A 12,780-nucleotide genomic window follows, 5' to 3' on the forward strand; every position below is an offset into this window, starting at 1 on the left:
CCGGCCCGGCTCACCCGAAGCTGGTCCGCTCCAGCCAGAACTCCAGCAGCTCACGCTCGCCGAGGACTTCGAGGCCCGGGGCGTCCAGCGGAAGGCGCCGGTAGAAGGCGAGCAGCACAGGGGTGAGCGGGCCGCGCAGGGCTACGGTGGCCTTCTCGTGGCCGCGGCGCCAGCTGACGCCCTCCTGGCCCAGCTCCACGATCCACTCGGCGTTCAGGTCCGGGCCGGCGTCCGTTGCGTGCAGGTGGATACTGCGGCCGGAGCCGCGCAGCTCCCCGGCGGCCGGGTGCGCGTCGTTGCGCTGCACCCACTCCACGAGCTCCAGCCACTCGTCCAGCGCGTCGGCGGCGATGTCGGGCGCGACCTCGTAGGGCAGGCCGGCCGCGAGCACGGCGTCGGCGCGGTGCACGGTGATCTCGTGCGCCATGCGGCGGGCCCAGAAGCCGCAGTCGCGGTTGCCCGCCCAGGTCCACACGGCGGTGCCGGGCCCCGCCTCGCGCAGCGCGCCGACGACCAGCTCGCCGCTCTGGGCGAGCCACTTGTCCAGGGCGGCCGCGTCGCCCCGCTCCTCGGGCCCGGCGCCGAACGGCACCCGCTCCTTCGGGATGTTCTCCTGCGCCCGGGCGCGCACCAGGGTGTCCACCCAGCGCAGCGCGCCGCCCATGTGGCGCACGAGGTCTTCGAGCGACCACTCGGGGCAGGTCGGCACGGTGGCGGCCAGGTCGGCGCCGGAGGTCACCACGGCCCTCAACTGCTGTACTTGATGGTCGATTTCATCGCAGTAGCGGTCATGTGCGAGCAACGTCATGACCTCACCCTAAGCGCGCGATGATCAATCGAGCACGACGATTTCGGCCGCGTCGAACGCGACGCCCACCCCGGCTCCCGGCTCCGGTGCGTCCCGCAGCGCGCAGGCCGCCTCCAGGCGCGGGCCGCCGTCCCGGGGCAGCAGTCCGACGGCCACGTGGGTGCCCCTGAAGGTGCGGGTGGTCACCGTGCAGGGCAGGCCCGCTTCGGCCGCCACCAGCCGTACCCCGGCGGGCCGGACGAGGAGGGTGCGGCTGCCCTGCGGCGAGCCGTCGGGCACCGGTACCTTGCCCCAGGGGCTGTCGGCCGCCGTGCCGGCGACGGTGGCCGGGGCCACGTTGTCGAAGCCCAGGAAGCGGGCGACGAACGCGTCGGCGGGCCGCTGCCACACCTCCAGCGGGGTCCCGGACTGCGCGATCCGCCCGTCCCGCATCACCACCACCCGGTCGGCCAGCGCGAACGCCTCGCCCTGGTCGTGCGTCACGGCGAGCACGGTCGTCCCCAACCGGTCGAACAGCTCCCGCAGTTCGACCACCAGCCGTTCGCGCAGGGAGCGGTCGAGCTGGCCGAGCGGCTCGTCCAGCATGAGCAGCCGGGGCCGGGGAGCGAGCGCCCGGGCCAGGGCCACGCGCTGCTGCTCACCGCCGGACAGCCCGGCCACGGCCCGGCGGGCGGCGCCGGGCAGCCCCACCAGCTCCAGCAACTTCCCCACCTCGGCGTCGCGTTCACCCTTGGCGACCCGGTGCATGCGCAGCCCGAAGGCCACGTTCGCGCCGACGTCCCGCTGCGGGAAGAGCTGGTGGTCCTGGAACATCAGGCCGACACCGCGCCGGTGCGCGGGAACGCCCCTGTGGTCACGGCCGTCGAGCAGCACCTGCCCGGAGTCCAGCGGCTGCAGCCCCGCCACCGCCCGCAGCAGCGTCGACTTGCCGCTGCCGCTGGGGCCGAGCACACACACCACCTCGTGCTCGGCGACGTCGAGGTCGACCGCGTCGAGCACGGCACGCCCGCCGAAGCGCACGGTCGCGGCCCGCAGGCTCAGCAGCATCAGAACTCCCCCGTCCGGTCGGTCCGCAGCCGCTCCAGGACGAGCAGCGCGGCGGCGCAGACCACCATGAGAATGGTCGAAAGGGCCATCGCCTGGCCGTAGTTCATCTCGCCGGGGCGGCTGAGCAGCTTGGCCACGGCGACCGGGAGCGTCGGGTTGTCCGGCCGGGCGATGAACACGGTCGCCCCGAACTCGCCGAGCGACACGGCGAACGCGAACCCGGCGGCGACGAGCAGCGCCCGCCGCACCAACGGCAGGTCCACCTCCCGCCACACCCGCCAGGGCGAGGCGCCGAGCACGGCCGCCGCCTCCCGCAGCCGTTCGTCCACCGCCCGCAGCACGGGCAGCATGGTGCGTACGACGAAGGGGGCGCCCACCAGCGCCTGGGCGAGCGGCACCAGGATCCAGGACTGGCGCAGGTCCAGCGGCGGCTCGTCGAGCGCGATCAGGAAGCCGAAGCCGACGGTCACGGCGGACACGCCGAGCGGCAGCATCAGCAGCGCGTCGAAGCCACGCATCATCCGCCCCGCGTCGCGGCGGGCCAGCGCGGCCGCGGCGAGGCCTCCGATCACCACGGCCACGGCGGTGGCGGCGGCGGCGTACTCCAGCGACGTCCACACGGCGTGCACGGGTGCCACGAGGAACGTTCCGCCGTCGGGGTCGGTCAGCGCGCGGTAGTAGCCGAGTCCGGGCGCGTCCAGGGAGCGCCGGACGAGCACGGCGAGCGGCAGCACCAGGAGCAGGGCGATGCTCAGCAGGACCCCGGCGAGCAGGGCCCACTGCCCGGGGCCGTGTGGCCGGCGGGCGGTCACCGCGGGGTCGACGAGGCGCAGCGCGCTCTCCCGCCGCCGTACGGTCCAGGCGTGCACGGCGAGGACGGTGCCGACGGCGGCGAACTGCACCAGCGTGAGGACGGCGGCCGTGGACAGGTCGAAGACCTCGGAGGTCTGCCGGTAGATCTCGACTTCGACGGTGGAGAAGGTGGGGCCGCCGAGGATCTGCACCACGCCGAAGGAGGTGAAGGTGAACAGGAACACCATGAGCGCGGCGGCGGCCACGGCGGGCGCGAGCGCGGGCAGGCAGATCTTCCGCCAGGCGCGCAGCGGGGAGGCTCCCAGCATCCGGGCGGCCTCCTCCTGCCGGGGGTCGAGCTGGGCCCACAGCCCGCCGACCGTGCGGACGACGACCGCGTAGTTGAAGAAGACGTGGGCCAGCAGGATCGCCCACACCGTGGTGTCCAGCCGTACCCCCCACAGCTCGTCCAGCAGTCCGCCCCGCCCGACCAGGGCCAGGAAGGCGCTGCCGGCGACGACGGTCGGCAGCACGAACGGCACCGTGACGACGGCCCGCAGCAGGTGTCTGCCGGGGAAGTCGAGGCGGGCGAAGACGTAGGCGGCGGGCAGCGCGAGCAGCAGGGTGAGCGCGGTGGAGGCGAGCGCCTGCCAGGTGGTGAACCACAGCACGTGCCGGATGTCCGGCTGCGCCACGACGTCCGCGATCCGCCCGAACCGCCAGGCGCCGTCCACCTCGAGCCCGCGCGCCACGATCGCGGCCACGGGCCAGGCGAAGAACAGCGCGAAGAACGCGACGGGCAGGGTCATGAGCCCGAGCCGCGCCGCGTTCGCCCGCCGGGACGCCCTCACTTCAGTACGAGTGACGTCCACGACTTGACCCACTGATCACGGTTGGCGGCGATCTCGGCGGGGGCCGGCGTCTCCGGATGCTCGGCCTGCCGGCCGTACTTCACGAACTCCGGCGGCACCTGGACGCCCTTGCGCACCGGGTAGACGAACATGTTCAGCGGCATGTCCGCCTGGAACTCCTTGGTGAGCAGGAAGTCGAGGAACGCCTTGCCGCCCTTGGTGTTCTTCGCGTTGCTCAGCAGCCCCGCGTACTCCACCTGCCGGAAGCAGGTGCCGTAGGCCACCCCGGTCGGGGCGGTGCCGGGCCGCTTCTTGGCGTAGATGACCTCGGCGGGCGGCGAGGAGGCGTAGGAGACCACGAGCGGCCGGTCGCCGCCGGCCTTCCTGCCCTCCGACGACCCGGAGAACTCCTGGCGGTAGGCCTGGTCCCAGCCGTCGACCACCTTGACGCCGTTGGCCTTGAGCTTCTTCCAGTAGTCCTGCCACCCCTCGTCGCCGAACTTCGCGGCGCTGCCCAGCAGGAAGCCGAGGCCCGGCGAAGAGGTGGCGGCGTTCTCGGTGACCAAGAGGTTCTTGTACTGCGGCTTGGCGAGGTCGGCGAAGGACTGCGGCGGGGTCAGCTTGTGCTCGCTGAAGTAGGCCTTGTCGTAGTTGACGCAGATGTCGCCGGTGTCGACAGGCGTGACGCGGTGCTTGTCCTGGTCGACGCGGTACTGCGGCAGGACGAGGCCGGAGCCCTTCGCCTCGTACGGCTGGAACAGCCCGTTGTCGAGGGCCCGGGACAGCAGGGTGTTGTCGACGCCGAAGAAGACGTCGCCCTGCGGATTGCCCTTGGTCAGGATGGCCTTGTTGACGGCCTGTCCGGCGTCGCCGTCGTTGAGCACCCTGACCTTGTAGCCGGACCGCTTCTCGAAGTCCTTGATGACGCTCTTGGACGCGGCCCACGAGTTGTGGCTGACCAGCGTCACGGTCTTCGAGTCCGCGGACCCGTCGGCGCCGGACGACCCGCACCCGGTCAGCGCGGGCAGGGCGAGCAGGCCGAGCCCGGCCGCCGCGGCCATGAAGGTCTTGTTGTGCACTGGATGTCCTCCTGGGGTTGGCCAGGAAGAGACGCGGCCCCGCCCGGGCTCCGCGGGGGCGGCCCGGGCAGGGCGCAACAGCTTGAGTGGTGACCGAACTTCCTACCCAGAATGACCTGGGCGAGGTTCAGAGGGTCTGCGGCCCGGTGCCGCACTCTCAGCGCTGTGGCGCTCCCCTGTCGGAATATGCAGATGTGTGGGTGCCGCCGGAGCGACGTGGCCAGATTATCGCTCCGTGGCCGCCAGCTGACCACAGGCCCCGTCGATCTCCTGACCACGGGTGTCCCGGATCGTCACCGGCACACCGTGGGCCGCGATGGCCTCCACGAACGCCTTCTCGTCCTCGGGCCGCGAGGCGGTCCACTTCGACCCGGGCGTCGGGTTGAGCGGGATGAGGTTGACGTGCACCGGCTTGCCCTTGAGCAGCCTGCCGAGCCGGTCACCGCGCCAGGCCTGGTCGTTGATGTCCCGGATGAGGGCGTACTCGATGGACAGCCTGCGCCCGGACCTCTCCGCGTACTCGAACCCGGCGTCCAGCACCTCGCGCACCTTCCACCGGGTGTTCACCGGCACGAGGGTGTCGCGCAGCTCGTCGTCCGGGGCGTGTAGGGAGATCGCGAGCCGGCACTTGAAGCCCTCGTCGGCGAACCGGTGGATGGCCGGCACGAGCCCGACCGTCGACACGGTGATCCCGCGCTGCGAGAGCCCGAGCCCGTCGGGGGTGGGGTCGGTGAGGGCCCGGATGGCGCCCACGACCCGCTTGTAGTTGGCGAGCGGCTCCCCCATGCCCATGAAGACGATGTTGGAAAGCCGGGCCGGCCCCCCGGGCACCTCTCCGTCGCGCAGCGCCCGCATCCCGTCGACGATCTGGTGGACGATCTCGGCGGTGGACAGGTTCCGGTCGAGCCCCGCCTGGCCGGTGGCGCAGAACGGGCAGTTCATCCCGCAGCCCGCCTGCGAGCTGATGCACATGGTGACCCGGTCCGGGTACCGCATCAGCACGGACTCCACGAGCGTCCCGTCGAACAGCCGCCACAACGTCTTGCGCGTGGTCCCCTGGTCGGTGGACAGGTGCCGCACGACGGTCATCAGCTCCGGGAACAGCGCTTCCCGCAGCTTGCCGCGGGCCCCGGCCGGAATGTCCGTCCACTGCTCGGGGTCGGGCGCGTACCGCGCGAAGTAGTGCTGCGAGAGCTGCCTGGCACGGAACGGCTTCTCCCCGGCCTCGGCCACCGCGTCCTTGCGCTCGGCGGGCGAGAGATCGGCGAGATGCCGCGGCGGCTTCTGAGCTCCGCGCGGCGCTACGAAAATGAGTTCTCCGGGCTTGGGCATGGTGGTACCAGTGTCGCAGATCCAATCGGGTGACCTGCGGCTGTCGGTCACCACGACTGTCGTCCGTGATCGTCCGTGGAGCGGTGCCTTCGTCCGGGTCGAGGGCCTAGCCGAGACTCCGGCCCTGCTCCCCGTCCCCCATGGCATGCGCGAAGGCGGTCTTCTCCTCACCGAGGGCTTCTTCGTGTTCGGGCTTCAGCGTGAGCGGAGCCCCCGCGCGTTCCAGGAGGACCAGCGAGGTGACCAGCAGGCCGCGCGCCAGGCCGTGTGTCACCGGGTGTGAGGTCGAGGAGTAGCGCGCGTACAGGCCCTGCACGAAGGCCCGGAACGTCGGCAGGTCTATGTCACAGCTGCCGTGCGGGGTCTCGGTCAGGCCGGTCGGCAGGCCCACGGACTCCGCCGCGCCCCGGGCAAGGGAGGCGTACAGCCTTCCACTGTGGTAACCCGCGTCCCACAGTGCTTCTCCGCCCAGTTCGTAGGGGTAGCTCACTCTGCGATCTCCGCACTCCGAGGCCGATCTCGGGGCCTGGTGGCCCAGAGTCCCAGCACCGTATATCCGAAGCCGCACCCGGGCTGCCGGCGGCGGGTTCATCCCCGCATGCCACTCCTCGACAGGGAGATCACGAGTGGCAGAACACCGAGGAACGCTGTCGCGTCCGCAGCGTTGCCTCGTCCCATCGAGGGGATCGTGATCGCGACGGCAGCGATGACCGTGCAGGCGATGATCGCCACCCGACGGACCATCGAGACCGGGCCAGGGGGATCCCTGAACAGGAAGAACGATCCGGCGACCAGGGCCACGAAGCCGAACGTCTGCATCGCTATCGAGACAAGACTCGGTGAACCCTTCGCCAGAAGGCCGTCGCCTTCGCCGACACTGAGGGCGAACAACCCCGCGATCAGAGTCGCGAGCGCACTCCAGAATCGCATGAGACCGGTGTTACGGGTCAGTGTCTCTTTCGGTGCGATCTCACGAGCGAGTAGTTGCACGGAAAGCCGCCCGTCGGCGAGCCATTCGGGTTTGTCAACGATACCGAGCTCCGTCAGGCCATAGAAGTACTTCGCGCTCGTACGTCTGTCGACGAGGCCGCCGTTCGTCCTGTCCGCGCAGACTTCCACGAAGTCCCCCAGGAAGGCCTGGAAGGAATCACGCCGCAGCGAGTTCGGAGCGGCGTCCTCGTCCTCCACGCCGGTCACCTCGAACTCGAAGTGGGAGAGGGGGTTCGAAGTGCCGGGGTGCCGGTAGGTGACGCGGTCGTACTTCACCTTGGCGATTCTGTTCCTGAAGTCCGGCACGGAGAACACGTCGATTCCGCTGGCACGGTCGACGATCCAGGAAGACCGGCTTACATCCACTTCGAGGCTTTCCTGGAGGCCCGATTCGACGAGTGACTCCCGAAGGTGCCCGAAATCGGCCGGGGCTTCCACCCGTGAAAGCCCGCGAATACCGGACAGCCAGCCCCGGATCGCGGACCACGCCTCTTCGAGGTCACTTGACGACCGCACCACTATTTCTTGCTGCATGGCCGTTCCGTACCGCTGCTCTCCGCGCTCCTTCAGGCGCCGGAAGGTGTACTCCTCGGTGTCCTGCTCCCGACGGAGTCGCAGGTACCAGCCCAGTTTGAAGAGTTCGTACTTCTTCGTGTCGAAATAGACGTCGGCGATACGGCGATCCGCCAGCCGGTGGAACCTGTACCCCCGAACGAACTCACCGGAGCCGTCGATCTGGGCAGCGACATTGTCGTAACTCGCGATGTCCTGCAGGGTCACCTTGGCCTCGAGCTTGTCGCGGAGATGCTGCGAAGCGTGATGAATCAGCGCCTGCTGGAACTTGGAGTTGCGCACATCGCGCGCGTTGAAACGCTCCTTGATGTGGCGCCGTATCTCCGCCAGCTTCGCGGCCTGTGCGGGATCGTAGATCTCGACCTCGATCCTCCCCTCACGCACACTCCCCTGCACGGCGTCGAGGTACTCGGTCTCGTCGATGGCAAGCTCCGCGACGTCTCCGCTCGCATCGACGACCTTCCAGACATCCCGGCTCGTCCTCACAGGATAGGTGTTGACGAGATCGAGTCGGCGCAACGCCGCGATGGCACCATGTCGATGGACGAGGCTTTCGACAGTGCAGGGAGGGACGGGAATGATCCCCTCACCGCACAGTATGGCCACGATTCGATCGAGTACCTCGACCAGGGTCCCATCCTGCGGATTCTCCAACTCCTCGCGATGGGTGGCCGAACTCCCTCCGCTTGCCGGCTGCGGCCGCTTCAACGTCACGGAGATACCGGCATTCTTTTCCCGTACACGCAGGGACCAGTTTCGTGAGTTGATTTCACCGTTGACGTCGAAATACGTGTCGAGGTTGGACACTTTCCGCAGATAGGAGACGGTGAAGTTCCCCAGAGAGGCGTCGTTCCGCAGACTCTCGGTGATCACCGAGATGCTTCCGACCGGAACCTCGAATTTCTGTTCTATCTCGGTGCCCACTATCGCCCCCCGACGACGGCCGAACAAGGAGACGGAGCCTACTGCAAAAATTCTCGGCCGTACATACCGGGCGAACGGTCATATTACCGCTGTCACGGAGACCCGTACCCGACGGCCCCTGTCCTGGTTGACCGTCCAGGGGCCGTCGGTCACCGGGGACTTCCCACGTCAGGGCTGGGGGCTCACCGCCGTCCACTGGGACTGCGGTGTCGTCCCCTGCGCCGGGGCGGGGCATACGAGAGTGGTGCCGTTGGCCGCGCAGCGCAGCGTGTAGACCGAGCCGCCCTGAGTGATGATCTTGTAGAAGGCGTCACTGCCCTGGGCGTCGACCGAGACACCACAGACCGGGGAGTCGGTGGGGTAGCCGGCGATCGTGCTGAGATCGATCCAGCCGGCCGCGTTGGCCGGGCCCGAGACGATGTTCGGGTTGTCGGGGTTGATGTTGGTGTTGGGGCGCCTGCCGGCGTACGGCACCCCGTCGGCCAGGGCGGCGAGGAACTGCTCATTGCCGTTCGGCTTCGTCGAGTCGACGCCGGTGCCGCACGCCGTCGCGGTCGCGGTCACCGTCGCGGTCGCCGTGGTGGTCGCGGTCGCCGTGGTCGTCGCGGTCACCGTCGCCGTTGCGGTCGCCGTCTTCGTGACCGTGACGGTGGGCTTCGGGTGACGGGTGCCGTCGCAGCCGCCACCCGCCCGCTGGTGAAGCCTGTCGGAATCGTCGTGGCGGCAGCCGGAATCGGCGGCGTACGCCACTCCCGCCTGGGACGTCACGCCGACGGCCACCGCCACCGCGGGGGTCCCCACCGCGACCGTCACCGCGGTCGTGATCGCCGCGAGTCTGCGGACCCTGCTGGATCCGCCGTGTGCCCTGTTCTCATGACCCATATGGATGCTCCTTGTCCTTGAGGCCCGAGTGGTTCCCGAGGCCACATGCGGAGCTTGACCTGGGCACGTCGAAGCATCGGTACGATGATGATGAAACACGCTTGCAGATCAATAAATCGGACTAACGAGGGCCTTCCGGACGAACATCCAGGGCCTTCCCGGGCGGTTCAGCGCGGCGTGGGCTCCTTGGTCCCCGGCCCCCGCCGTCACCACGTCACGGGCAGCGTCCTCGGCCCGCGGATCAGGCCCTGGCGCTGGAACTCGACCTCCTCGGGCGGTACGGCCAGCCTGATGCCCGGGAAGCGCGCGAGTACGGCGCCGATCATGACCTCGGCCTCCATGCGGGCCATGATGGCGGCCAGACAGTGGTGCGGTCCGTGCCCGAACGCCAGGTGGGGGCCGTCCTCGCGGTCGAAGTCGAGGGCGTCGGGGTCGGGGAAGACGTCGGGGTCCCGGTTGGCGGCGACGTACGCGTTGTAGATCACGTCGCCGGCCCGGACCAGATGTCCGCCGACCTCGACGTCCTCGACGGCGACCCGGGGGATGCCGACGCCGTTGCGGTGGGGGACGTAGCGGAACAGTTCGTCCACCGCCCGGGGCAGCAGTTCCGGCTCGCGGCGCAGCCGGTCCAGGTGTCCGGGGTGGGTCAGCAGCGCGTACATCATCGAACCGCTGTTGTTGCGGACCGCGTGCCCGCCGCTGACCTGGATCGCGGTGGCCAGGGAGACCGCCTCGTCGTCGGTGATCTCGCCCGCCGCGGCGGCCTGTGCCAGCACCCCGGCCAGGTCCTCGCGGGGGTCCTCGCGGCGCTGCTGGAGCAGTTCGACGATGCGGGCCCGGGTGGCCTGGGCGGCCTCCTTGGCCCGCTCCTTCGACTCGGCGCCCGCCGACAGCAGGGCCTCACCGGTGGCCGCCCAGCGGTGCCAGTCCTTCTCCTCGACGCCCAGGAAGTCGCGGATCACGGCGATCGGGAAGGGGCCGTGCAGGTGTTCCATGAGGTCGGCCGGTGCGCCGGCGCGTGCCATGCCGTCGAGCAGTTCGGCGGCCCTGCGCTCGGCCAGCGGCCTCAGGCGCTGCATGCTCCTGCCGGTGAACGCCCGGGCGACGACCCGGCGCAGCCGGTTGTGCCGGGGCGGGTCGATGTACTGCAGGCCGGCCGTCTGCGAGGCCACCGGCACCGGACGCATGGTGGTGACGTCGCGGCCGACGACCTGCTCGCGGGAGAAGCGCGGGTCGGAGGTGACGAACCGGACGTCCTCGTACCGGGTGACCAGCCAGGCCTGTCCGGCACCGTGCGGCAGCTTGATCCGGGTGACCGGCTCGTCTCGCAGCAGCCCGTCCAGGAACGGGTCGGGGTCGAGCGCGGGCAGGTCGTCGACGGGCCAGAACCGCACCGGCGGGTCGGGCGGGGCGGGGGCTGGGTCGAGGGGCATCGGCACACTCCCTGCGGTGGCGAAGGCGGGGCGGCGGCGGACTCGCCGTCCTCTCAGGGAGTCTGCCGCCGACCGCCTCCGCCCGCCGATTTGTGCTGCGGCATCCGGGTGCGGCGGGTGCTGGGCCGGGGCGCGTCCGGAACACGGCGGCGGGCCCCCGTCCTGCGGTCAGGACGGGGGCCCGTGAAGCCGTGTGCCGCTCGGCTCACGTGGAGCCGACGAAGATCACCATCAGCAGCCAGACAACCGGCGCCGTGGGCAGCAGCGAGTCCAGTCGGTCCATGATGCCGCCGTGGCCGGGAAGCAGGGTGCCCATGTCCTTGATGCCCAGGTCCCGCTTGATCATGGACTCCCCGAGGTCGCCCAGCGTGGCGCTGGCCGCGACCGCGAGGCCCAGCAGCAGACCTTGCCACCAGGTGCCGTCGTCGATCAGGAACTGCATGCACAACGCGCCCGCGACCATGGCGAACAGCACCGCGCCGAGCAGGCCCTCGCGGGTCTTGCCGGGGCTGATGCGCGGGGCGAGCTTGTGCTTGCCGAAGCGCCAGCCGACCGCGTACGCGCCCGTGTCGCTGACGACGGTCAGGAGCAGGAAGGTGAGGACCCGCCAGGGACCGTCGTCGGCGGTGAGCATCATCGCGACGAACGTGGCGAGGAACGGCACGTAGAACGCCGCGAAGACACCGGCCGTGACGTCCTTGAGGTAGCCCTCCGGTGGCTCGGTCATGCGCCAGACCAGCGTGGCCAGGGCCGTCAGGGCCATGGCGACCCACGCCCCCTCGGCGCCGCGCACGTACCCGGCGACCACCATCGCGGCACCGCCGAGCGCCAGCGGCACGAGCGGCGCCTTGATGCCCTTGCGCTCCCGCAGCCTGCTGGTCAGCTCCCACAGGCCGACGACGACGGCGACCGCTATGACGCCGACGAAGACGGCCTTGACGACGAACAGCGACGCGACGATCACCACACCGAGTCCGACGCCGACCCCTATGGCCGCGCTCAGGTCACGGCCCGCGCTCTTCTTCGGCGGCGCCGGCGGCGGCTGCGGGGCGTCGGGCATGGGCTCCGGATTCTGGGTCACGGCCGGGGCGGGCCGGTCCTGGAAGGTGTCGTCTCGGAACAGGGGGCCGCCCAGCCGAGCGGCCCCCCGGTCGTCGTCCTGGTCTGCGCCGTACGAGGGTGGGTCGGGCACGATGGGCATGGGGCGAGTGTGCTGCGCCTCAGGCGCATCGTATGCGGGACCCGCCGTGGCGGCCCCCTGGACAGGTCCACCCTCGGTGGACCCCCAGTACCCGGCCTGCCCCACCAGTGGCGGCGACGCCCCCCAGGAAGAGTCGCTCATCAGACTTCGAGCAGCTCCGCTTCCTTGTGCTTGAGAAGCTCGTCCACCTGGGCGACGTACTTCGCCGTCAGGTCGTCGAGTTCCTTCTCCGCACGGCGGCCCTCGTCCTCACCGACCTCGCCGTCCTTGATCAGCTTGTCGATGGCGTCCTTGGCCTTGCGGCGGACGGAGCGGATGGACACCTTGGCGTCCTCGCCCTTGCCCTTGGCGACCTTGATGTAGTCGCGGCGGCGCTCCTCGGTCAGCTCCGGGAACACCACCCGGATGATGTTGCCGTCGTTGCTGGGGTTGACGCCCAGGTCGGAGTCGCGGATCGCCTGCTCGATGTTGCGCAGCGCGCTCTTGTCGAACGGGGTCACGACCGCCATGCGCGGCTCCGGCACGGAGAACGAGGCCAGCTGGTTGATCGGCGTCGGGGCACCGTAGTAGTCGGCCACGATCTTGTTGAACATCGCCGGGTGCGCACGGCCGGTGCGGATCGCGGCGAAGTCCTCCTTGGCGACCACGACGGCCTTCTCCATCTTCTCCTCGGCCTCGAGGAGGGTCTCTTCGATCACCACTTGCTCCTGCGTGTCTTGAGTAAGGCCCGGCTGCGGTTCCTCGTTCGGGGCGGCGGCCGGCTTCGTCGCGTCTTCTTCCTGCACGGTTCCCGACCGGCAGGACATTGTCCATCCCCCGGCCAGGGTGCGTCCCGTCCGTCCCCCGGACAGGTGTCGTACCCGGTGGC

Annotated in this window: 11 protein-coding genes; all 11 read right to left on the reverse strand. The window is 70.2% G+C overall.

The window, feature by feature from the left end:
- Window positions 1-10: 10 nt before the first annotated feature.
- The 11 genes from IE177_RS29960 to frr all read right to left on the reverse strand — a co-directional run bounded on the left by IE177_RS29960 (window position 11) and on the right by frr (window position 12,610).
- Window positions 11-808 carry a maleylpyruvate isomerase family mycothiol-dependent enzyme gene (locus IE177_RS29960; RefSeq protein ID WP_190018616.1) on the reverse strand — a complete coding sequence of 266 codons (798 nt, stop codon included), beginning with the start codon at window positions 806-808 and terminating at the stop codon, window positions 11-13.
- A 24-nt stretch (window positions 809-832) separates the two neighbouring features.
- The gene (locus IE177_RS29965; RefSeq protein ID WP_190018617.1) at window positions 833-1,855 is read right to left on the reverse strand and encodes an ABC transporter ATP-binding protein; all 1,023 of its coding nucleotides are present in this window, start codon (window positions 1,853-1,855) and stop codon (window positions 833-835) included.
- Complete coding sequence (locus IE177_RS29970) at window positions 1,855-3,456, reverse strand: ABC transporter permease (RefSeq protein WP_190018618.1); 1,602 nt, start codon at window positions 3,454-3,456, stop codon at window positions 1,855-1,857. The genes IE177_RS29965 and IE177_RS29970 overlap by 1 nt, the downstream gene beginning before the upstream one ends.
- A gap of 38 nt (window positions 3,457-3,494) precedes the next feature.
- On the reverse strand, window positions 3,495-4,577 hold the full coding sequence (locus tag IE177_RS29975) for a thiamine ABC transporter substrate-binding protein (RefSeq protein ID WP_190018619.1): 1,083 nt from the start codon (window positions 4,575-4,577) through the stop codon (window positions 3,495-3,497).
- 225 nt (window positions 4,578-4,802) lie between these two features.
- Window positions 4,803-5,909 (reverse strand): dual-specificity RNA methyltransferase RlmN, encoded by a 1,107-nt coding sequence (rlmN, locus tag IE177_RS29980; protein WP_190018620.1) that lies wholly within the window; start codon window positions 5,907-5,909, stop codon window positions 4,803-4,805.
- Between the two features lie 106 nt (window positions 5,910-6,015).
- Window positions 6,016-6,399 (reverse strand): DUF6086 family protein, encoded by a 384-nt coding sequence (locus IE177_RS29985; protein WP_190018621.1) that lies wholly within the window; start codon window positions 6,397-6,399, stop codon window positions 6,016-6,018.
- Window positions 6,400-6,497: 98 nt separating this feature from the next.
- Window positions 6,498-8,396, reverse strand: coding sequence for a CYTH domain-containing protein (locus tag IE177_RS29990; RefSeq protein ID WP_190018622.1), 1,899 nt, complete (start codon window positions 8,394-8,396; stop codon window positions 6,498-6,500).
- 168 nt (window positions 8,397-8,564) lie between these two features.
- Entirely contained in the window at window positions 8,565-9,278 is a 714-nt protein-coding gene (locus IE177_RS29995) for a hypothetical protein (RefSeq protein ID WP_190018623.1), read from the reverse strand.
- Window positions 9,279-9,484: 206 nt separating this feature from the next.
- Window positions 9,485-10,711, reverse strand: coding sequence for a cytochrome P450 (locus IE177_RS30000; RefSeq protein WP_190018624.1), 1,227 nt, complete (start codon window positions 10,709-10,711; stop codon window positions 9,485-9,487).
- Window positions 10,712-10,916: 205 nt separating this feature from the next.
- Window positions 10,917-12,053: a phosphatidate cytidylyltransferase gene (locus tag IE177_RS30005; protein WP_190018625.1), complete on the reverse strand. Its 1,137-nt coding sequence runs from the start codon at window positions 12,051-12,053 to the stop codon at window positions 10,917-10,919.
- Window positions 12,053-12,610 carry a ribosome recycling factor gene (frr, locus tag IE177_RS30010; protein WP_190018626.1) on the reverse strand — a complete coding sequence of 186 codons (558 nt, stop codon included), beginning with the start codon at window positions 12,608-12,610 and terminating at the stop codon, window positions 12,053-12,055. The genes IE177_RS30005 and frr overlap by 1 nt, the downstream gene beginning before the upstream one ends.
- Between the last annotated feature and the right edge of the window lie 170 nt (window positions 12,611-12,780).

It is taken from the genome of Streptomyces lucensis JCM 4490 (genome assembly GCF_014650035.1).
GTDB lineage: Bacteria > Actinomycetota > Actinomycetes > Streptomycetales > Streptomycetaceae > Streptomyces > Streptomyces lucensis.

Coding starts and splice junctions, on each gene's coding strand:
- IE177_RS29960 (WP_190018616.1), bottom strand. CDS start 808: ATGACGTTGCTCGCACATGACCGCTACTGCGATGAAATCGACCATCAA.
- IE177_RS29965 (WP_190018617.1), bottom strand. CDS start 1,855: ATGCTGCTGAGCCTGCGGGCCGCGACCGTGCGCTTCGGCGGGCGTGCC.
- IE177_RS29970 (WP_190018618.1), bottom strand. CDS start 3,456: ATGACCCTGCCCGTCGCGTTCTTCGCGCTGTTCTTCGCCTGGCCCGTG.
- rlmN (WP_190018620.1), bottom strand. CDS start 5,909: ATGCCCAAGCCCGGAGAACTCATTTTCGTAGCGCCGCGCGGAGCTCAG.
- IE177_RS29995 (WP_190018623.1), bottom strand. CDS start 9,278: ATGGGTCATGAGAACAGGGCACACGGCGGATCCAGCAGGGTCCGCAGA.
- IE177_RS30000 (WP_190018624.1), bottom strand. CDS start 10,711: ATGCCCCTCGACCCAGCCCCCGCCCCGCCCGACCCGCCGGTGCGGTTC.
- IE177_RS30005 (WP_190018625.1), bottom strand. CDS start 12,053: ATGAGCGACTCTTCCTGGGGGGCGTCGCCGCCACTGGTGGGGCAGGCC.